The organism is Pseudomonas medicaginis, assembly GCF_965119365.1.
Classification (GTDB): Bacteria; Pseudomonadota; Gammaproteobacteria; order Pseudomonadales; family Pseudomonadaceae; genus Aquipseudomonas.
In genome coordinates, this window is the sequence record NZ_OZ221631.1 from 6,711,518 (window position 1) to 6,732,099 (window position 20,582).

At 60.4% G+C, this 20,582-nt stretch carries 21 protein-coding genes; 8 read left to right on the forward strand and 13 right to left on the reverse strand.

Annotation, left to right across the window (positions count from 1 at the left end; genetic code table 11):
* Positions 1-81: 81 nt before the first annotated feature.
* Entirely contained in the window at positions 82-1,116 is a 1,035-nt protein-coding gene (gene argC, locus ACMTA2_RS29680; RefSeq protein WP_413792902.1) for an N-acetyl-gamma-glutamyl-phosphate reductase, read from the reverse strand.
* A 134-nt stretch (positions 1,117-1,250) separates the two neighbouring features.
* Here argC and hemJ point away from each other — a divergent pair, with 134 nt between their 5' ends.
* The 6 genes from hemJ (at position 1,251) to coq7 (ending at position 5,693) form a co-directional block, all read left to right on the forward strand.
* Positions 1,251-1,682, forward strand: coding sequence for a protoporphyrinogen oxidase HemJ (gene hemJ, locus ACMTA2_RS29685; RefSeq protein ID WP_413792903.1), 432 nt, complete (start codon positions 1,251-1,253; stop codon positions 1,680-1,682).
* Positions 1,683-1,717: 35 nt separating this feature from the next.
* Positions 1,718-2,686 (forward strand): NAD(P)H-dependent flavin oxidoreductase, encoded by a 969-nt coding sequence (locus ACMTA2_RS29690; protein WP_413792904.1) that lies wholly within the window; start codon positions 1,718-1,720, stop codon positions 2,684-2,686.
* 50 nt (positions 2,687-2,736) lie between these two features.
* Complete coding sequence (locus tag ACMTA2_RS29695) at positions 2,737-3,696, forward strand: DUF805 domain-containing protein (protein ID WP_413792905.1); 960 nt, start codon at positions 2,737-2,739, stop codon at positions 3,694-3,696.
* Positions 3,697-3,758: 62 nt separating this feature from the next.
* A complete protein-coding gene (locus tag ACMTA2_RS29700; protein ID WP_413792906.1) occupies positions 3,759-4,547 on the forward strand; it encodes an SDR family NAD(P)-dependent oxidoreductase in 789 nt (262 codons plus the stop codon).
* A gap of 84 nt (positions 4,548-4,631) precedes the next feature.
* On the forward strand, positions 4,632-4,970 hold the full coding sequence (locus ACMTA2_RS29705) for a histidine triad nucleotide-binding protein (RefSeq protein ID WP_072389633.1): 339 nt from the start codon (positions 4,632-4,634) through the stop codon (positions 4,968-4,970).
* Positions 4,971-5,045: 75 nt separating this feature from the next.
* Positions 5,046-5,693 (forward strand): 2-polyprenyl-3-methyl-6-methoxy-1,4-benzoquinone monooxygenase, encoded by a 648-nt coding sequence (gene coq7, locus ACMTA2_RS29710; protein ID WP_413792907.1) that lies wholly within the window; start codon positions 5,046-5,048, stop codon positions 5,691-5,693.
* Between the two features lie 133 nt (positions 5,694-5,826).
* Here the strand turns inward: coq7 and ACMTA2_RS29715 are convergent, their stop codons facing one another.
* A complete protein-coding gene (locus tag ACMTA2_RS29715; protein ID WP_042730268.1) occupies positions 5,827-6,249 on the reverse strand; it encodes an OsmC family protein in 423 nt (140 codons plus the stop codon).
* Positions 6,250-6,483: 234 nt separating this feature from the next.
* Here ACMTA2_RS29715 and crp point away from each other — a divergent pair, with 234 nt between their 5' ends.
* Entirely contained in the window at positions 6,484-7,128 is a 645-nt protein-coding gene (gene crp, locus ACMTA2_RS29720) for a cAMP-activated global transcriptional regulator CRP (protein ID WP_413792908.1), read from the forward strand.
* On the opposite strand, the gene ACMTA2_RS29725 is transcribed toward crp, so the two are convergent.
* The 4 genes from ACMTA2_RS29725 to ACMTA2_RS29740 are packed head-to-tail and all read right to left on the reverse strand — an operon-like array spanning position 7,125 to position 10,315.
* The gene (locus ACMTA2_RS29725) at positions 7,125-7,826 is read right to left on the reverse strand and encodes a lipoate--protein ligase family protein (protein WP_413792909.1); all 702 of its coding nucleotides are present in this window, start codon (positions 7,824-7,826) and stop codon (positions 7,125-7,127) included. The genes crp and ACMTA2_RS29725 overlap by 4 nt on opposite strands.
* 3 nt (positions 7,827-7,829) lie before the next feature.
* Entirely contained in the window at positions 7,830-8,666 is an 837-nt protein-coding gene (trpC, locus tag ACMTA2_RS29730) for an indole-3-glycerol phosphate synthase TrpC (protein ID WP_413792910.1), read from the reverse strand.
* The gene (gene trpD / locus ACMTA2_RS29735) at positions 8,663-9,712 is read right to left on the reverse strand and encodes an anthranilate phosphoribosyltransferase (RefSeq protein ID WP_413792911.1); all 1,050 of its coding nucleotides are present in this window, start codon (positions 9,710-9,712) and stop codon (positions 8,663-8,665) included. The genes trpC and trpD overlap by 4 nt, the downstream gene beginning before the upstream one ends.
* A 9-nt stretch (positions 9,713-9,721) precedes the next feature.
* Positions 9,722-10,315: an aminodeoxychorismate/anthranilate synthase component II gene (locus ACMTA2_RS29740; RefSeq protein WP_413792912.1), complete on the reverse strand. Its 594-nt coding sequence runs from the start codon at positions 10,313-10,315 to the stop codon at positions 9,722-9,724.
* A 411-nt stretch (positions 10,316-10,726) separates the two neighbouring features.
* On the opposite strand from ACMTA2_RS29740, the gene estP reads away from it, so the two are divergent.
* On the forward strand, positions 10,727-12,634 hold the full coding sequence (gene estP / locus ACMTA2_RS29745) for an esterase EstP (protein WP_413792913.1): 1,908 nt from the start codon (positions 10,727-10,729) through the stop codon (positions 12,632-12,634).
* A 126-nt stretch (positions 12,635-12,760) separates the two neighbouring features.
* On the opposite strand, the gene trpE is transcribed toward estP, so the two are convergent.
* The 7 genes from trpE to ACMTA2_RS29780 all read right to left on the reverse strand — a co-directional run bounded on the left by trpE (position 12,761) and on the right by ACMTA2_RS29780 (position 20,564).
* Positions 12,761-14,242 carry an anthranilate synthase component I gene (gene trpE / locus ACMTA2_RS29750; protein WP_413792914.1) on the reverse strand — a complete coding sequence of 494 codons (1,482 nt, stop codon included), beginning with the start codon at positions 14,240-14,242 and terminating at the stop codon, positions 12,761-12,763.
* Between the two features lie 70 nt (positions 14,243-14,312).
* Positions 14,313-15,131: a phosphoglycolate phosphatase gene (locus ACMTA2_RS29755; RefSeq protein ID WP_413792915.1), complete on the reverse strand. Its 819-nt coding sequence runs from the start codon at positions 15,129-15,131 to the stop codon at positions 14,313-14,315.
* Entirely contained in the window at positions 15,128-15,802 is a 675-nt protein-coding gene (gene rpe / locus ACMTA2_RS29760) for a ribulose-phosphate 3-epimerase (RefSeq protein ID WP_060740371.1), read from the reverse strand. The genes ACMTA2_RS29755 and rpe overlap by 4 nt, the downstream gene beginning before the upstream one ends.
* 78 nt (positions 15,803-15,880) lie before the next feature.
* Positions 15,881-17,029 (reverse strand): iron-containing alcohol dehydrogenase, encoded by a 1,149-nt coding sequence (locus tag ACMTA2_RS29765; RefSeq protein ID WP_413792916.1) that lies wholly within the window; start codon positions 17,027-17,029, stop codon positions 15,881-15,883.
* 203 nt (positions 17,030-17,232) lie between these two features.
* Positions 17,233-18,057: an ABC transporter permease gene (locus ACMTA2_RS29770; protein ID WP_413792917.1), complete on the reverse strand. Its 825-nt coding sequence runs from the start codon at positions 18,055-18,057 to the stop codon at positions 17,233-17,235.
* Positions 18,058-18,071: 14 nt separating this feature from the next.
* Complete coding sequence (locus ACMTA2_RS29775; RefSeq protein WP_413792918.1) at positions 18,072-19,319, reverse strand: ABC transporter permease; 1,248 nt, start codon at positions 19,317-19,319, stop codon at positions 18,072-18,074.
* Between the two features lie 201 nt (positions 19,320-19,520).
* The gene (locus ACMTA2_RS29780; protein ID WP_413792919.1) at positions 19,521-20,564 is read right to left on the reverse strand and encodes an ABC transporter substrate-binding protein; all 1,044 of its coding nucleotides are present in this window, start codon (positions 20,562-20,564) and stop codon (positions 19,521-19,523) included.
* Between the last annotated feature and the right edge of the window lie 18 nt (positions 20,565-20,582).

Genomic DNA, 20,582 nt, shown 5'->3' on the forward strand with positions numbered 1-20,582 from the left:
AATTGGTCAACTATTTAGAAGCGCTGCGGCGAGCTACAAGCTTCAGGCTCGTAGCTGCCAACGTAAAGCTTGTCGCTACTGTTAAGGCAGCATTCCCGCATGGGACAGCCCCAGACGCTCATCCAGCCCGAACAGGATGTTCAGATTCTGAACCGCCTGGCCGGACGCGCCCTTGACCAGGTTATCGATGACCGACAACACCACCACCAGGTCACCATCCTGCGGACGATGCACGGCGATCCGGCAAACGTTCGCGCCGCGCACGCTACGGGTTTCCGGATGGCTGCCGGCCGGCATTACATCGACGAACGGTTCGTTGGCGTAACGCTTTTCAAACAATGCCTGCAAGTCCACCGAACGATCGACGACGGTCGCATACAGGGTGGAATGGATGCCACGAATCATCGGCGTCAGGTGCGGCACGAAGGTCAGGCCGACGTCCTTGCCCGCTGCCCGGCGCAACCCCTGGCGAATTTCCGGCAGGTGGCGATGCCCCTTGACCGCGTAGGCCTTCATGCTTTCCGACGTCTCGGAATACAGCGAGCCGACACTGGCACCACGCCCGGCACCGCTGACACCGGATTTGCAGTCGGCAATCAGGCGCGAAGCATCGGCAAGACCAGCCTCAAGCAACGGCAAGAAGCCCAACTGCGTAGCGGTTGGATAGCAACCCGGTACGGCGATCAGTCGAGCCTGCCTGATTTTCTCGCGATTGACTTCCGGCAGGCCATAGACAGCCTCCTCGAGCAACTCCGGTGCACCGTGGGGCTGGCCGTACCATTTGGCCCACTCATCGGCGTCCTGCAGACGGAAGTCCGCCGACAGGTCGATCACCTTCGTTCCGGCGGCCAGCAGTTCACCGGCCAGGGCGTGAGCGACACCATGGGGCGTGGCGAAGAACACCACATCACAGGCGCCGAGGGTCTTGACGTCCGGAACGCTGAACGCCAGGCCATCGTAGTGGCCTCGCAGGTTCGGATACATGTCGGCGACGGCCAGGCCGGCCTCGGATCGCGAGGTGATGACCACCACCTCAGCCTGCGGATGCTGTGCCAGCAGACGCAGCAGTTCGACACCGGTGTAACCCGTGCCGCCGACGATACCGACCTTGACCATAAACCTGCCCTCAACGAACCCACTGGAAAGCCGTCGATGATAGGGGCCGCAGGGCGTGGCGACAACCGTCAAGGTGACGTGTGGCCGCTCTAACCTCTACTATCGGGCTACCGTGAATCCAGGAATAACTAAAAATGCTCTATCTGTGGCTCAAAGCACTTCACATCGTCAGCATGGTCTGCTGGTTCGCCGGCCTGTTCTACCTGCCTCGCCTGTTTGTCTATCACGCCCAAAGCGACGACAGCGTCAGCAAAGAACGTTTCAGTGTCATGGAGCGCAAGCTGTACCGCGGCATCATGGGGCCGGCGATGATCGCCACCCTGGTATTCGGCATCTGGTTGCTCAGCCTCAATGCCGGCGCCTACTTCACCCAGGGGGGCTGGATGCACGCCAAGTTGACCCTGGTCGTGCTGCTGATCGGTTACCACCATATGTGCGGCGCCCAGGTGAAGCGCTTCGCCCGTGGCGAAAACACCCGCAGCCATGTCTTTTATCGCTGGTTCAATGAAGTGCCGGTTCTGATATTGCTGGCTATCGTAATTCTGGTCGTCGTCCGACCGTTCTAATCTCCAATCAGCATCCATTATCCGGGGTACTTCCAATGTCGTTGCCCGCTCTGCTTGAACAACGCTTGCGCCTGCCCGTCGTGGCGGCGCCCATGTTCCTGATTTCCAATCCACAACTGGTGCTGGCCTGCTGCCGCAACGGTATCGTCGGCAGCTTTCCGGCGTTGAACCAGCGTGAAAGCAGCGGCTTCAAGGCGTGGCTGGAAGAAATCGAAGCAGGCTTGGCTACCCTGGAAAACCCAGCGCCCTACGCGGTAAACCTGATCGTCCATCACAGCAATCCGCGGCTTCAAGCCGACCTGGCCATTTGCATCGAACACAAGGTACCGATTGTCATCACCAGCCTGGGTGCGGTGAAAGAGTTGGTGGACGCGGTTCATGGTTATGGCGGCCTGGTGTTCCATGACGTGACGACCCGACGCCATGCCGAGAAAGCCGCCGAAGCCGGAGTCGATGGCTTGATCGCCGTGGCCGCCGGCGCAGGCGGACATGCCGGGACCTGGAGCCCGTTTTCACTGATTGCCGAGATCCGGCAGTTTTTCGATAAGACCGTGCTGCTGGCGGGATGCTTGAACCACGGCCATCAGATCCTGGCCGCACAACTGCTCGGCGCGGACCTGGCCTACTTCGGCACACGCTTTATTGGTACGAGCGAAAGCCAGGCACCTGACGCTTATAAAGAGATGTTGCTCACATCCCGAGCCGCAGACATCGTGCATACTCCTGCTGTATCCGGGGTGCCGGCCAGTTTCATGCGCCAGAGCCTGGAGAACGCCGGCTTCGATCTCGCCGCCCTGCAAAACAAGGGCGCGGTGGATTTTGGCTCGAAACTCAAACCACTGAACGATGAAGCCAAGGCCTGGAAAACCGTATGGTCCGCAGGCCAGGGCGTGGGTGAAATCGATGATTTGCCCAGCGTCGATCAGTTGGTGGCGCGCCTGGATGAAGAATACCGTCAGGCACACGCCCGGGCGGCGCAGCTTGGCGGGCAATGGCCCCGCTAACCAGCCCGAACAAAACAACGACTTAACTTTCAGAGACAAGGATGCCGGGCATGAGCGAAACCCGTTTCAATATCGTATTCGACGGCGGCCTGATGCCGGGCGTCGATACCACCACCGCCAAACTCAACCTCGCCGAGCTGTTCAAAAGCGATGTCAGCGCCATTGAACGGCTGTTCACCGGCCGCAGGGTGGCCCTTAAAAGCAATTTGTCCCAGAGCGAGGCGCAGCAGTATCTGGAAGCGCTCAGCAAAACCGGAATCGATGCCAGGATCGAAGCCGAACCCACCGTTCAATTGAACCTTGGCGAGGTACAAGAGGCGCCACGGCAACCGAGTGGACGCCACCCCGAGTCGATCGTCGAGCCCGTATCGCCTTACGCACCTCCCCGCGCCGAAGTCGGTGAAACGCTGGCCGAGTACAGCACCCTCAAGCCCTTCAGCTTCGAAGGGCGTATCGGGCGTCTGCGCTACTTGGCCTGGACCATGGTATTGACCCTGGCCATATTGCCTCTGGTCGGCATTGGTTTCTGGCTGGCCTCGGCATGGCTGCTGGCTTCCGACTCGATCGCGGGACTCATCGTCGGCGGCCTGCTCGCTACAGTCGTCGTGCTTGCCTTTGCCTTCGTGAGCATCCAGTTCAACGTCCAGCGCCTGCATGATCTCGGCTGGTCGGGGTGGTTGTGGCTGATCAACCTCGTTCCATTCGTGGGCGGCATCTTCCCGTTCATCCTCATCATCGCCCCAGGCAATACCGGCGCAAACCAATATGGCCCGCCACCGCCGCGCAATACCACGGCGGTCAAATTGCTGGCCTCGCTCTGGCTGGTGATGATCGTCTTGATTTTCATGGCCACGTTTGCCGGTATCTTCGGAGCCCTTCAGGAGGACTACGACAGCAGCACTCTGAGCAGCTATGAAAGCAGCGAGCCCAGCGAAACCACTGAAGAGCCCGCCGTCGAGGCAGCCGAGCCCGCTCCGCCTTCTGTAGACTATGAAGAAGAGGAACAATAAGCGCGCTTCATGCCGGTGACAGCTCAGTCATTTGGCGGCGGGCTGTTGCGATGGAGAACTGCATGACCCGTTACGCACTGATCACTGGCGCTTCCAGCGGCATTGGCCTGGCCATGGCTGAAGCGCTGGCCCGGCGCGGCCGCAACCTGATACTGGTGGCTCGACAACGTGATCGGCTGGAAAGTATTGCAATCGAACTGACTCAGCGGTTTGGCGTGGAGGTATTGTTCCGGGCTTGTGACCTGGGCGAACCGCTGAGGCTTTCTGGCTTTCTGCTGGAACTGGAGGAAGGCGAGCGGCAGATCGACCTGCTGGTCAATTGTGCTGGCATCGGCACCAGCGGACCGTTCCTGGGCCAGGACTGGATGACCGAGCAGGACCTGATCGAAGTCAACATCCTCGCCCTGACACGGCTTTGTCACGCCATCGGCAATAGCATGGCGTTGCTTGGCGGTGGCCAGATCCTCAACGTCGCCTCGATCGCCGCGTTCCAACCCGGTCCCTGGATGAGTACCTACTACGCCAGCAAGGCCTATGTGCTGCACTTCTCAGAAGCCCTGCGGGTTGAACTGAAGAAATGCGCGATCAAAGTCTCGGTGCTTTGCCCTGGCCCGACCCGGACCGGCTTTTTCTCCAGGGCGCAGATGGACGAACAGAAACTCATCGACAGCAAGTTGCTGATGAGCCCGGAAGAAGTGGCCCTGTACGCCGTGCGCGCGCTGGACAAGAACCGCGCCATCATCATTCCCGGACGCCGCAACCGCTGGCTGGCCGCACTGCCGCGGTTGGGATCGCGATGGCTGGTCAGGACCATCGCTGGCATGATCAACAAGGCTTATTGCCCGCGCTGATCCCTTCGAGTTTTAGCAACCAGGCACCTCAACCCGAGCCTTCACGACACCCGAATTCGACGAACCCAACGGAGAAAAACAACGGTGGACACTCTGTTCAGCAAAATCATCAACCGGGAAATCCCGGCGAAGATCATCTACGAGGATGACCAGGTATTGGCCTTCCACGACATCGCCCCGCAGGCGCCCGTGCATTTTCTGGTCATTCCGAAAAAACCGATCCGCACGCTCAACGACCTCACCGAAGAAGACAAAGGCCTGGCCGGGCACATTCTGTTCACTGCCCAGCGCCTGGCGCTGGAATTGGGCTGTGAAGAAGGTTTTCGCGTGGTGATGAATTGCAATGAATTGGGTGGGCAGACGGTCTATCACATTCATATGCATGTGCTGGGTCAACGCCAGATGAACTGGCCGCCGGGCTGATACCCCTGACCCAGCGCAAATCTTCGGCGGCCGATTGGGTTAAACTGGCCGCTGTGTTTTTTCCCGGAGGTAAGCATGACTACCCAACGTCACTACTCGCCGATTGACCGTCTGTTGCTGCAAGCCGATACCGCGATGCGCACGCTGCTGCCCTTCAGTGGCCAGCCGTACCGCCCATCACCGGCTATCGTGCAGCCGGACGCGCAACTGAGTGACGAGCAGACCCGCCACGTCGCCGGATTGATGCGTATCAACCACACCGGCGAGGTCTGCGCCCAGGCGCTGTATCAGGGCCAGGCGCTGACAGCCAAGCTGCCGCAGGTGCGTGAGGCAATGGAGCACGCCGCCGAGGAAGAAATCGATCATCTGGTCTGGTGCGAACAACGGCTTCGCCAATTGGGCAGTCACACCAGTGTCCTGAACCCGCTGTTCTACGGCATGTCATTCGGGATCGGCGCCGTCGCCGGGCTGATCAGCGACAAAGTCAGCCTCGGCTTCGTAGCCGCGACCGAGCATCAAGTGTGCAAGCACTTGAATGAACATCTGGAGCAATTGCCGGCAGAGGATGAAAAGTCCCGGGCGATCCTCAAGCAGATGCGCGTGGATGAAGAACACCATGCCGAAAGTGCCCTTGACGCCGGAGGCTTCCGTTTTCCGGCCCCGGTGAAGTTTGGCATGAGCCTGCTGGCCAAGGTCATGACCAAAAGCACTTATCGGATTTGACGGCGATTGGGGACTGGATACCCCCATCCTCATTCCCACGCCCATAAAAAAGGCGACTTCCAGTGGAAGTCGCCTTTTTCTTTAAACCAGGACTTCAACTCGGCGAGTTGCAGGCTTCGCCATTGATATCGACTCAACCCAACTCGATGATTTCATAATCGTGGGTGATTTCGACCCCGGCAGCGCCGAGCATGATCGAAGCCGAGCAGTACTTCTCGGCGGACAGCTCGATGGCACGCTTGACCTGGGCTTCCTTCAAGGCTCTCCCCTTCACCACGAAGTGCATGTGGATCTTGGTAAAGACCTTTGGATCTTCGGTGGCACGCTCCGCTTCCAGGAAGGCTTCACAGCTCTCGACGGCCTGGCGGGACTTCTTGAGAATGCTGACCACATCGAAATTGCTGCAACCGCCAACGCCCAGCAGGAGCATTTCCATCGGTCGAACACCCAGGTTCCGTCCACCGGCATCTGGCGGGCCGTCCATGACGACCACATGACCGCTGCCTGACTCACCGAGGAACATGGCTTCGCCAGCCCATTGGATGCGTGCCTTCATCGCCAAGACTCCACTGTTAAAAAAGGGTCGCCAGCTTAGCACAGCACTCCGCCATGACCGCCCTTCGTCTGAAGAGACGTTAACCGCTGGCTGTAGGTAAATTCTCAAATCTATTAAGGATGCCTCTGTTAAGCTGGCGCCAACTCGCTGGCGCATGGCCATCTTTCAGCGATAGCCATTCGCCTCCATAAAAAAACCAAACCACCACACCGCGCAGTTTTTCGGGATACAACCATGGTTGCCATTACTCCCACGTTCAAGATCAAGAATCTCGACAAACTCTTGATGCATTGTCAGCGCCGCCGCTACCCAGCCAAACACAACATCATTTGTGCGGGAGACCGTTCCGACACGCTGTTTTTCATCATCAAGGGCTCGGTCACTATCCTGATAGAAGATGATGACGGTCGGGAAATGATCATCGCCTACCTCAACTCCGGAGATTTTTTTGGCGAGTTGGGATTGTTCGAACAGGCAGGCAGGGAACAGGAACGAAGTGCCTGGGTGCGGACCAAGATTGAATGTGAAGTTGCGGAAATCAGCTACGCCAAATTCCGAGAACTGTCCCTGCAAGACCCGGACATTCTTTACGTCCTCAGCGGACAAATCGCACAGCGCCTGCGCAATACCACGCGCAAGGTCGGCGATCTCGCGTTTTTCGACGTCACCGGACGTGTCGCACGCTGCCTGTTGGAACTGTGCAAGCAACCCGATGCCATGACCCACCCGGACGGCATGCAGATCAAGGTGACCCGCCAGGAAATTGGTCGGATTGTCGGCTGCTCGCGTGAAATGGTCGGTCGCGTACTCAAGGACCTGGAAGAGCGCAACCTGGTCAGCGTCAAAGGCAAGACCATGGTGGTGTTCGGAACGCGTTAAGCGCCCAGCAGCCTGATCAGCATTTCCCGATACAGCGTCTCGAGCCGCTCCAACGCGTAAGGCGCCGGGAATTTTTCACGCAAGGCAATGTGGCTCTCGCCACGCACGCGCTGCGCCAGGCCACAGGCCTCATTGAAGCGATTGACCGCCGCGACCATGGGTTCGCGCTCGTTCTCCAGCAACAGCGCGCCATGAACCAGGCCCACCGGACGTTGACCGCCCTTGCTCTGGCGCCAGCGTTGAGCGGTGCCGACCATTTTCCGGCCGTCGAGGTTCACGTTGAAACGCCCGTCGCAAAAAGCCCCTTCCACTTCTCCCAGCGAAGCCACCCCGCCCAACTCATCCAACAATTGGCAGATGGGGTCGCACAACCGGCGATACCCTGTTTCGATGCGGCCATGGTCGCCCTCGCTGCGCGGTGGGGCGTAGACCAGGGCGATATTGACCGTAGCGGCCGACTGCGGCACTGGTTCGCCACCTGTTTCACGCAACAAGACAGGCCAGCCATGAGCGGCCGAGACGTCACAGGCGTATTCAAACCCCGGCAGGCGACTCAAACGGCGCGGCATGACCAGCGCACGGTCATTGGGCTGCCAGAACAGCAGGCCGAACTCGGCGTCGCCCGCGCAGATGCTGGCCAACAGATCCTGTTCGGCTTGCAGGCCAGCTTCGACGGAGAGAGAAATCACAGGCGACATGGATCAGTCCAGCGTCGAGCCGCTCACCGGCAGGCCACGCTCAGGAAAGAACAGTCGCTGCAATTCCGTACCCGGGTTCTCGGCGCGCATGAACGCTTCGCCTACCAGGAACGAATACACATCACTGACTTCCATCAGCTCGACATCGGCCCGGTTGAGGATGCCGCTTTCGGTGATGACCAAGCGATCGCGCGGAATGCGCGGCAACAGGTCCAGGGTGGTTTCCAGGCTCACTTCGAAGGTGTGCAGGTTGCGGTTATTCACGCCGACGAGTTTGGTATCGAGGGTTTTCAGGGCCCGCTCCAGCTCGTCACCGTCGTGGACTTCCACCAGGACATCCAGCCCGACGCTCTGGGCCACTGCCGCCAATTCGGCCATTTTCACGTCGTCCAGGGCGGAGACGATCAACAGCACGCAATCGGCCCCCAGCGCCCGCGCCTCGACGATCTGGTATGGATCGATCATGAAATCCTTGCGGATCACCGGCAACTTGCACGCCGCACGCGCCTGTTTCAGGTAGTCGTCGGCCCCTTGGAAAAAGTCGACGTCGGTCAGCACCGAGAGGCAGGTCGCACCGCCTTTCTCGTAGCTTCGCGCGATGTCGGCCGGGACGAAGTGCTCACGAATCACGCCCTTGCTAGGGGAGGCCTTCTTGATCTCGGCAATCACCGCCGGCTGTTTTTTCTTGGCCTGATCGATCAGCGCCTTGGCAAAGCCGCGCGGCGCATCCGCTGAACGCGCCAGGCTTTCCAGCTCGGCCAGACTGACCCGAGCGCTGCGCTCGGCCACTTCCTGGGCCTTGCGAGCCAGAATTTTTTCCAGAACCGTTGGCACGCTCATCCTTCGTTCTCCACTTTGAATACGGCGGTAAATGCACCCAACTCTTCGAGTTTCTCCCTCGCCAGCCCAGTGTGCAGTGCATCATGGGCCAGTTCCACACCTTGCTTGAGGCTGCTGGCGTGGTCGGCGGCGTACAACGCAGCGCCGGCGTTGAGCACGATCATCTCCGCGGCTTTCTGGCCGTTCTCGGTCTTGCGGCGCCCCAGGGCATCGCGAATCAACTCGAGCGACTGGGCCGGGCCATCAACCGCCAAGCCGTGCAGGCTCTGGCTCTTCATGCCGAGGTCTTCAGGTTCGACCCAATACTCGCTGATCTGATCATTTTTCAGTTCGGCCACGAATGTCGGTGCAGCCAGGCTGAACTCATCCAGGCCATCCTTCGAATGAACCACCAGCACGTGCTTGCTGCCCAGGCGTTGCAGGACTTCTGCCAACGGCCGGCACAACGCCTGGCTGAATACCCCAACCACTTGATGCTTCACGCCGGCCGGATTCGTAAGCGGGCCGAGCATGTTGAACAGCGTACGCAACCCCAGGTCACGGCGCGGCGCGGCAGCGTGTTTCATGGCGCGATGGTGGGTCTGGGCAAACATGAAACCGATACCGACGTTATCGATGCAGCGTGCCACCTGGACAGGTGTCAGGTTCAGATAAATACCCGCCGCCTCCAGCAGATCGGCACTGCCGCTCTTGCCTGAGACTGCGCGGTTGCCATGCTTGGCGACGGTGCAACCGGCCGCGGCAACGACAAACGACGACGCGGTGGAAACATTGAAAATATTGGCGCCGTCACCACCGGTGCCGACCACATCGACCACGCCGTCCAGGGTCTTGAGTTCGACCTTGTCCGCCAGTTCGCGCATCACCGACACCGCTCCGACGATTTCATCGATGCTCTCGCTCTTCATGCGCATGGCCATCATGAACGCGCCGATCTGCGCATCCGTGCATTGGCCGGTCATGATTTCGCGCATCACATCGCGCATCTCGTCGGTGCTCAGGTCGAGATGGCCGACGATACGGCTCAGGGCTGTCTTGATATCCATGAAAAGTCCTTAGCGCGTGCCGCCGGTTTGTTTGAGGAAGTTGGCGAACAGCTCGTGGCCCTGCTCGGTGAGAATAGACTCGGGATGGAATTGCACACCCTCGATATTCAACGTCTTGTGACGCAGCCCCATGATTTCATCGACCGAGCCGTCTTCAAGCTGGGTCCAGGCCGTCAGCTCCAGGCAGTCGGGCAGTGTTTCGCGCTTGACGACCAGGGAGTGGTAGCGGGTTACGGTAAGCGGACGATTCAGTCCCGCGAACACGCCCTTGTCCTCGTGAAATACCGGGCTAGTCTTACCGTGCATGACTTGTCGGGCACGCACGACATCGCCACCGAATGCCTGGCCGATCGACTGATGCCCCAGGCAAACCCCCAGGATCGGCAGTTTGCCGGCGAAATACTTGATGGCGTCGATGGAAATGCCCGCTTCGGTCGGCGTGCATGGGCCGGGCGAAACCACGATGCGCTCAGGCTTGAGGGCTTCGATTTCGGCGATGGTCAGTTCGTCGTTACGCACGACCTTGACCTCGGAGCCCAGCTCACCGAGGTATTGCACAACGTTGTAGGTAAAAGAGTCGTAGTTATCGATCATCAGCAACATGGCGTAAATAACCTATTGAATTCACTGACTTTAAATACAGCCTTCAGAGAGTGACCCGCACGCTGCTGCGCTTGGCGAGGCGATTGGTGCCCCGGCGAAGCGGCTCTACAAGCGGGTAAAGAAGGCAAATCGGTACAGGTCCGGCGCGGCCGGCGGAGAATGTTCAGGCGCGCCAACGCCAGCGGGCGTGTGCCTTGATCATTTGATCCAGAAGTTTGCTGACAATCGACACAGGAAAAGTCTCGTTTATACGTCCCGGCACAGTAGCTTAGCTGGGCGGAGCACGCAATATGACCGTTCCCGAAGGGCTTTGAAACAATCGCGACGCTCAAGATGGATGGCAAAACGCCGGAAGTTTTTGGTACTGTCGTTTCGTTTTCTAACAAAAATAAGATAAAAACGGACTTTCTCATGATCAAAAAGACGCTGTTCGTACCAATTGCCAGTTGCGTGCTGGCGATGGCCTGCGCCCAGGCGAGTGCCGCCCCCAACCCTTATTCCAAGTTCATCGTGTTCGGCGACAGCCTCAACGACGCGGGTCAATTCGCCGACCCGAATGGCCCGCCCGGCTCGACCGAGCGCTATACCAACAGAACCGGTCCGATCTACACCGACGGCAGCGGCGAGGCGTACTCCGCCAACTCCACCCAGTTGCTCGGTGGGCGCCTGGGTTATTCCGCCGACGAGACCGCCGCTTCCACGTCGGCGGTCCGCGCCAGCGAGGGGCTGGCAGATGGCAATAATTGGGCGGTGGGCGGCTATCGTACCGACCAGATCCTCGAATCCATTACCGGCGTGTCCGACACCGGCGAGCGCAGCCGTCCCGGCTACCTGCAATCCAATGGCCTGCGTGCCGATCCGAATGCGCTGTATTACCTTTCCGGTGGTGGCAACGACTTTCTCCAAGGCCGGGTCCTGAACACCGCTCAGGCGCAGGCCGCCGCCGATCGCCTGGCCGACAGCGTCCAAGTGTTGCAAATCGCCGGGGCCCGCTATGTGATGGTCTGGCTGCTGCCCGACCTGGGCCTGACCCCGGCGCTCAATGGCGGCCCGCTGCAAGACGTCTTCTCGCAACTGGGCAACGACTTCAACCAGCAACTGGTCACGCGCTTGCAAGGCATCGACGCTGAAATCATTCCATTGAACATTCCGCTGTTGCTGAAGGAAAGCTTCGCCGACCCGGCAAGATTCGGCCTCGCCACAGGAGAAAACCTCACCGCAACCTGCTTCAGCGGCAATGGCTGCACGGAAAACGCCACCTATGGCATCAACAGTGCCACGCCTGACCCCACCAAGCTGATCTACAACGATTCGGTTCACCCAACCGAAACCGGGCAAAAGCTGATCGCCGACTACGCCTATTCCCTGCTCGCGGCACCCTGGGAGCTGACGTTGCTACCGGAAATGGCCCACTCGACCCTGCGCGCCCACCAGGATGAGCTGCGCAGCCAGTGGCAATCGGACTGGGAGGACTGGCAGGCGGTCGGCCAGTGGCGAGCCATCGTCGCCGGTGGCGGCCAGCATCTGGACATGGACAGCCAGGGCAGCGGTGCCAGTGCCGATGGCAGCGGCTACAGCCTGAACGTCGGCGGCAGCTATCGCCTCAACGACGCCTGGCGCGTGGGCGTAGCGGCTGGCCTCTATCGCCAGGACATGGACGCTGGCCATAACGACTCGAGCTACAAGCTCAACAGCTACCTGGCGACCGCTTTCGCCCAGTTCCAGCAGAATCGCTGGTGGGCCGACGCGGCGTTGACCGGCGGCAAGCTCGACTACGACAACCTGGAACGCAAGTTCGACCTGGGCGTCAACGAGGCGCAGGAGAAAGGCGACACGGACGGCCATCTGTGGGCATTCAGCACGCGGGTGGGCTACGACATCGCACAGCCGGGCAGCGAGTGGCATCTCTCGCCATTTGTCAGCGCTGACTACGCGAAGGTGGAGGTCGATGGTTATTCGGAAAAGAGCAGCCGCTCCACGGCCCTGACTTTCGATGACCAGACCCGCGACTCGAAACGCCTGGGCATTGGCTTGCAGGGCAAATACAACATCACCCGCCAGACCCAGGTGTTTGGCGAATATGCCCACGAACGCGAGTACGAAGACGACACGCAGAAGGTCAACATCGCCCTCAACAGCCTGCCGGCCAATGACTTCACGCTGGAAGGTTATACGCCACAGAGCCACCTCAATCGCCTGAGCCTGGGGGTCAGCCACAAGTTGACCCGCGACTTGGCGCTGCGGGGCGGTTATACGCTGCGCAAGGATGATGACATGACCCAGCAAGGGGTGAGCCTGGGCGTCAGCCTGGATTTCTGATCGAGAGAACCTGTGGGAGCGAGCTTGCTCGCGATTGCGGACTGTCAGTCAACTGGTTGGTTGAATATGACGGCCTCATCGCGAGCAAGCTCGCTCCCACACATTGATCGAGTTGTTGAAGGGGTTTCAATCGCTCGAAGTCTGCTCGGCCAACGCTACGGCGCGGAACATGGCCCGGCGCTTGTTCAAGGTTTCTTCCCATTCCAATGCCGGCACCGAGTCAGCGACGATACCGCCGCCGGCCTGCACGTGCAGTTCGCCGTTCTTGATCACGGCAGTGCGAATGGCAATGGCTGTGTCCATGTTGCCGTTCCAGGCGAAATAACCCACGGCCCCGCCGTACACCCCACGCTTGACCGGCTCCAGTTCGTCGATGATTTCCATCGCGCGGATTTTCGGCGCGCCAGACAAGGTGCCCGCCGGCAGGATCGCCCGCAAGGCGTCCATGGCGGTGAGCCCGGCCTTCAACTGGCCAGTGACGTTGGAGACGATGTGCATGACGTTGGAATAACGCTCGATGACCATCTTCTCGGTGAGTTTCACCGAACCGATTTCCGAGACCCGCCCGGTGTCGTTGCGGCCCAGGTCGATCAGCATCAGGTGCTCGGCGATTTCCTTGTCATCCGACAGCAGGTCTTCTTCCAGTGCCCGATCAGCCTCTTCCGTAGCGCCACGAGGACGAGTGCCGGCGATCGGTCGCACGGTGATCAGGTTGTCTTCGACCCGCACCAGCACTTCCGGTGAACTGCCGACGACGTGGAAGTCGCCAAAGTTGAAGAAATACATGTAGGGCGTCGGGTTGAAACAGCGCAGCGCCCGATAGAGGTCGATGGGCGCGGCCTTGAAGTCGATGGACATCCGTTGCGATGGCACCACCTGCATGCAGTCGCCGGCGAGGATGTATTCCTTGATGGTATCGACGGCTCGTTCGTAATCGTCCTGGGTGAAGCTGGAACGGAACACCGGGTCGGCCGCCGACTGCTTGCTGAAATCGAGTCCAGGGCGCGGGGTGATCGGTTGACGGAGTTTTTCCAGCAATGTCTGCAGGCTTTTCTGACCTTGCTCGTAGGCATCTTCCTGGGAAGGGTCGGCCAGAACGATGGCGTGCATCTTTCCAGCGAGGTTATCGAAGACCACGACCGCGTCGGAGACCATCAGCAAGATGTCCGGTACGCCCAGTGGGTCGGGGTTCGGACAAGTACCCAGGCGTTTCTCCACATAGCGCACGCAGTCGTAGCCGAAATACCCCACCAGGCCGCCATTGAAACGCGGCAGGCCAGCAATGGTCGGCACGTTGTAGCGGGCCTTGAAGGCTTCAACGAAGGCCAGCGGGTCTTCAACCTCCTGGCTTTCGATTTCGATGCCGTCGTGGGTCACGCTGATGCGATGGTCATGGACCCGCAGCACCGTACGGCACGGCAGGCCGATGATGGAATAACGCCCCCACTTCTCCCCGCCTTGTACCGATTCGAGCAGGTAGGAGTTGGGCTGGTCAGCCAGCTTGAGATAGATCGACAACGGCGTATCGAAGTCGGCCAGGGTTTCGCAGGCAAGGGGGATGCGGTTGTAGCCGGCAGCGGCTAGACGCAGGAATTCTTCGCGGATCATGGGGTGCCTCGTGGCAAGAGGAGCTGACAGTCAGGTATGCAAATGCGCCGGATAACCGGCCAGGATCACGTCAGGTGCGCCAACGCCAGCGGGCCAGGGCCTTCATGACTTTCATCCAGAGTTTGCGAGTGACCACCACGATGGCGTTTCCAGGAGAGGATTGAACAGCGTCGGGCAACGTTATCTCAGCGGCCGGGTCCAGGCAACCGGGAATTAACAGGCGCAAATCGTCGATCACCAGCGTCGGAAACTCTTCGGCGATGGGTCGGCCGTGGTTGTAGCCGTAACTGAGCGCCACGCATTTGACCCCCGCCGCCTTGGCCGCCAGCACATCGCTGCGCGAGTCGCCGACGAACAAGGATTGGGAGGCCGGGATATTGGCCATTTTCATCACGAAGAACAGCGCCGCCGGGTCAGGTTTTTTCTGCGGCAAGGTATCGCCACCGATGATCCAGCGGAAATAGCGGCCGATTTTCATCTGGTCCAGCAGCGGAGCCACGAAGCGCTCCGGCTTATTGGTGATCAGGGCCATTTCCACGCCCTGTTTTTTCAGCCATTTGAGGGTGGAACGCACGCCGGGGTAGACCACCGTCAGCGAGTGATCACCTTCGTAGGCCTCGTTGAACAACGCCAGCGCCTGCTCGGCCTCGACATCGTCGACCCCTTGGGCATCGATGTCATTGGCCAGGGCCCGGCGCACCAGCATGGGCGCACCGTTGCCCACCCAGTGGCGCACCGAGTCAATGCCGGCGGGCGGACGCCCGAGCTTGAGCAGCATCGTGTCCACGGCCGCCGCGAGGTCCGGGACCGAATCGACCAATGTGCCATCGAGGTCGAACATCACCAAACGTGGCAGGCTGCCGGGAAACAGCTGCTCGAAGCCGCTCATGGGCGCGCCAGGGCCAGTTCGGCGCGCATTTTTGCAATCACCTCGTTGTAGTCGGGCGCGTTGAAGATCGCCGAGCCCGCGACAAACGTGTCGGCGCCAGCCGCGGCGATTTCACGGATATTGTTCACGTTCACGCCACCGTCGATTTCCAGGCGGATGTCACGGCCCGAGGCATCGATCAGCGCCCGGGCTTCGCGCAGCTTGTCGAGAGTGCCCGGGATGAATTTCTGTCCGCCGAAGCCAGGGTTGACGCTCATCAGCAGGATCATGTCGACCTTGTCCATCACGTACTTGAGCACGTCCAAGGGCGTGGCCGGGTTGAACACCAGGCCGGCCTTGCAACCGCCCTCGCGGATCAACTGCAGGGAGCGGTCGATGTGCAGCGTGGCTTCGGGGTGGAAGGTGATGTAGGTGGCACCGGCCTCGATGAAATCACCGACGATGCGGTCCACCGGGCTGACCATCAGGTGCGCGTCGATCGGTGCGGTGACGCCATACTTGCGCAGCGCCGCGCAGACCATCGGGCCGATGGTCAGGTTGGGGACGTAGTGGTTGTCCATGACATCGAAGTGCACGATGTCGGCCCCAGCGGCCAGAACGTTGTCCACTTCCTCGCCCAGGCGGGCAAAGTCGGCGGAGAGAATCGACGGAGCAATAGCAAAGGGCTGCATGACGCACCTGTTTTGAGCGAAATCACGATGGCGCGCATTGTATACCTCAAGATTTGGCGCGCCCACCGTGACCGTCGATCAATACGCCGCGCGGTAGATCTTCTCGATATCGCTGGCGCTGAGTTTGCGGGGGTTGTTGCGCATCAACCGCTCGATGCCCACGGCCTCCAGGGCCATGGACGGAATCACGTCCTCGGTCACGCCCAGGCTGCTCAGGCCCTGGGGGATTTCCACGGCGGCGCACAAGGCAACCATGGCTTCCACGGCTTCGTCGGCTGCCTCCATATCGCTCAGATGGGCTGTCCTGATCCCCATGGCTTCGGCGATGTCACGCATGCGCTCGACGCAAGCCATCTTGTTCCACGCCATGACATACGGCAGCAACAACGCGTTGGCGACACCGTGAGAAACGTGAAAGCGCCCGCCTAATGGGTAGGCCAGCGCATGCACTGCGCCAACCCCGGCGTTGCCGAACGCCATGCCGGCCATCAGGCTGGCGGTGGCCATGTCCTCACGGGCTTGCAAGTGGGAGGGGTTGGCGTAGGCCTTGGGCAATGCCCGGCTGATCAGCTTGATTGCGCCAATGGCCAGGGCGTCGGTGATCGGCGAGGCATTGAGCGACAGGTAGGCCTCGATGGCATGGACCAGCGCGTCGACACCGCTGGAGGCCGTTACGCCCCTGGGGCACGTGAGGGTCATCTGTGGACTGACCAGCGCGACGTCTGGCAACAAGTAGTCGCTGACAATGCCTTTTTTCAGTTGCGCGGCCTTGTCGGAGAGGATCGCCACGTTGGTGACTTCCGAACCGGTGCCGGCCGTGGTGGGGATGGCAATCATGGGCGGGCCTTTGCGCGGCACCTGGTCGACACCGAACATATCTTGAAGCTCGCCGTGGTACCCGGCATAGACGCCCACGCACTTGGCGATGTCGATGGCACTGCCGCCGCCCAGGCCGATCAGGCCATCATGTCCACCGTCGCGGTAGGCTTGCATGCAATCCTCGACGATGGCGATTTCCGGATCCGGCATGACCCGGTCGAAAATCTCGTAGTCGCGCCCGCCCAGATGTTGCAGGGCCAGCTCCACAGTCCCGGACTGAACCAGCGCCGCATCGGTCACGATCAGCGGATTGTCGACGTCCAGCCGCGTCAGCTCGGCGGCCAGTTGCTCGATGGCAGCGGCACCGGTGATCAGTTTATGGGCGATCTTGAATGAGGAAAGACTCATGTGCGCGGCCTCTTGTTCGAGTATGGGCTGGCACAAGGATAGCTCGGTATTGAGGGTTGTCTGCCATTCAGCTTATGAATACACCTTGGGTCCCTGTGGGAGCGAGCTTGCTCGCGATAGCGCACTGACATTCAGCATCGATAGTGAATGTTCCACCGCTATCGCGAGCAAGCTCGCTCCCACATTTGGACAACGCTGAACCTTCAGACCTGGGCAGTGCGCAGCTTCTCACTGCGCCCGCGCAACCACTCCAGGGTCAGCAGCAGGATCACCGAGAAGGCGATCAGCAGCGTCGCCGCCGCCGCGATGGTGGGGCTGAGGTTTTCGCGGATGCCGCTGAACATCTGCCGGGGCAAGGTGGCCTGCTCGGGGCCGGCCAGGAAGAGGGTCACCACCACTTCATCGAAAGACGTCGCGAAGGCGAACAATGCACCGGAGATCACACCCGGGGCGATCAGCGGCAGGGTCACCCGACGAAACGCCGTCAGTGGCGAGGCCCCGAGGCTGGCGGCGGCGCGGACCAGGTTGTGGTTGAACCCCTGCAAGGTCGCCGACACCGTGATGATGACGAACGGCACACCCAGCACGGCGTGGACCACGATCAGCGAGAAGAAACTGTTGCCCATCCCCAACGGTGCGAAGAACAGATAACTGGCCACGCCGATGATCACCACGGGCACCACCATGGGCGAAATCACCAGAGCCATCACCAGCGCCTTGCCCGGGAAATCACCACGGGTCAGGCCGATCGCCGCGAGCGTGCCGAAGATCATCGCCAGCAACGTCGCAGCCGGAGCCACGATGATGCTGTTTTTCAACGCCCGCATCCATTCGGCCGAGGCGAAGAAATCGTGGTACCACTGCATCGAGAAGCCTTGCAGCGGATACACCAGGAAACTGCCGGAGTTGAACGACAGTGGAATGATCACCAGCACCGGCAGGATCAGGAACAACAGGATCAACCCGCAGAGGATGCGCAGACTGTAGAACCACACCCGCTCGATGGGGGACATGTAAGGACTTACCATTTTTCGATCTCCCCTTAGCTCAGGCGCAGGCGACTGGCGCCCACCAGCCAGCTGTAAATCAGATAAAGCACGATGGTCGCCAGCAACAGCAGCCCGCCGAGCGCCGTGGCCATGCCCCAGTTGATGCTGGTGTTGGTGTAGAAGGCGACGAAGTAGCTGACCATCTGGTCGTTCGGGCTGCCCAGCAGCGCCGGCGTGATGTAGTAGCCGATGGCAAGAATGAACACCAACAGGCAACCGGCGCCGACACCGGCATAGGTCTGGGGGAAGTACACCCGCCAGAAACTGGCAAACGGGTGGCAGCCCAGGGAAATCGCCGCCCGCATGTAGGTAGGCGAGATGCCTTTCATCACGCTGTAGATCGGCAGGATCATGAACGGCAGCAGGATATGGACCATGGAGATGTACACACCGGTGCGGTTGAACACCAGCTCCAGGGGTTTATCGATCACACCCATGGCCATCAGGGCGCTGTTGATCAAGCCGCCCGACTGCAGCAGCACGATCCACGCCGCCACCCGCACCAGGATCGAAGTCCAGAACGGCAGTAGCACCAGGATCATCAGCAGGTTGCTCTGGCGCGACGGCAGGTTCGCCAGCAGGTAGGCCAGCGGATAGGCCAGTACCAGGCAGATGGCGGTGATCACCAGGCCCATCCAGAACGTGCGGGCGAAGATGTCGAGGTAGATCGACTGGTCAGGGGTGGCCGGGGCCAGTTCGCCGAGGTCATCGATGCGGTGATCGACAGCCGCCAGCAGATAATACGGGGTGACATCGCTGGTGTTGCGGCGGATGACCTGCCAGTACGCAGGGTCGCCCCAACGCTCATCGAGGTTTTCCAAGGCTTCTTTATAGGAGGCCGGTTCGGTTGCAAACGGCAACGCCCTGGCTGTCTTGGTCAGCAGGCTGCGATAGCCGGCCAGTTCCATGTTCAGGCGCTTGGACAAGTCGCCCAGGGTCTGATTCTTGCGGGCTTCGGCCAGGTCTTCACTGGCGGCCTTGTACACCGGCTCGCCCGGCAAACCGCGTCCGTCCCAAGCCGCGACGGCAGCGACGGTGCGCGGCATGGCGCCCACCACTTCCGGGTTGCTGACGCTTTTGAACAGCAGCGCCACGATCGGCACCAGGAACACCAGTAACAGAAACAGCACCAATGGCGCGATCAAGGCCTGGGCCTTCCAGCGGTTGACCCGCTCGGCATGCTTGAGCCGCTGCTTGAGGGTGGGGCTGGTGCCCGCGTTCAGTGGAACGGCGATGGCCATGGCGAACTCCGCAAATCTTTTTATCGTTACAGGGGCGGCGAGCCGCCTCTGTTCTTGTGAAACACCCGATTGGAGCAAGAACCTGTGGGAGCGAGCTTGCTCGCGATGGCTACGGCACATTCAACATTGATGTGTCTGACAAACCGCTATCGCGAGCAAGCTCGCTCCCACAGGGATCTCATCCAGCTTCAGACCGTCGGGTTACTTGGCCGCCCAGGCGTTGAAGCGCTGCTCCAGTTGCTCACCGTTGTCAGCCCAGAAGCTGACGTCGATCTGCACCTGGTTGGCGATGTTTTCCGGGGTGGTCGGCATGTCTTTCAGGACATCCTTGGCCAGCAACGGCACAGCCTGGGTATTGGCAGGGCCGTAGGCGATGTTTTCCGAGTAAGTCTTCTGCTGCTGCGGTGCCACCGAGAAAGCGATGAATTTCTTCGCCGCTTCGGCGCGGGTCTTGTCCAGGCCGCGCGGGATGGCCCAGGCGTCGAAGTCGTAGATGCCGCCGTTCCACACCACTTTCAGGTTGCTTTCTTTCTGTACCGCGGCGATCCGGCCGTTGTAGGCCGAGCTCATGACCACGTCACCGGACGCCAGGTATTGCGGTGGCTGGGCACCGGCTTCCCACCACTGGATGTTCGGCTTGAGTTCATCGAGCTTCTTGAAGGCGCGATCCTGGCCATCCTTGCCGGCCAGTACCTTGTAGACGTCTTTCGGCGCTACGCCGTCGGCCATCAAGGCGAACTCCAAGGTGTACTTGGCGCCTTTGCGCAGGCCACGCTTGCCTGGGAACTGCTTGGTGTCCCAGAAGTCCGCCCAACTGGTCGGTGCGGTCTTGAGTTTGTCAGCGTTGTAGGCCAACACAGTCGACCATACGAAGAAACCTACGCCGCAAGGCTGGATGGCGCCCTTGACGTAATCTTCGGCCTTGCCGAACAGGGCTGGGTCCAGTTGTTCGAACATGTCTTCGTCACAACCGCGGGACAATTCCGGAGACTCGACTTCCACCAAGTCCCAGGAAACGCTCTTGGTGTCGACCATGGCCTTGACCTTGGCCATTTCGCCGTTGTACTCGCCAGCCACGATCTTGCCGTTGCCGGCCGCTTCCCACGGTGCGTAGAAGGCTTTGACCTGAGCCGCCTTGTTCGCCCCGCCGAAAGACACCACGGTCAGGTCCGGGCCCGCCGCCATCGCGCTTGCCGCACCCATCATGCCCAGTGTCAGGGCTGTGAACTTCAGGGATCTCAACATTTATTGTTCTCTCCACGT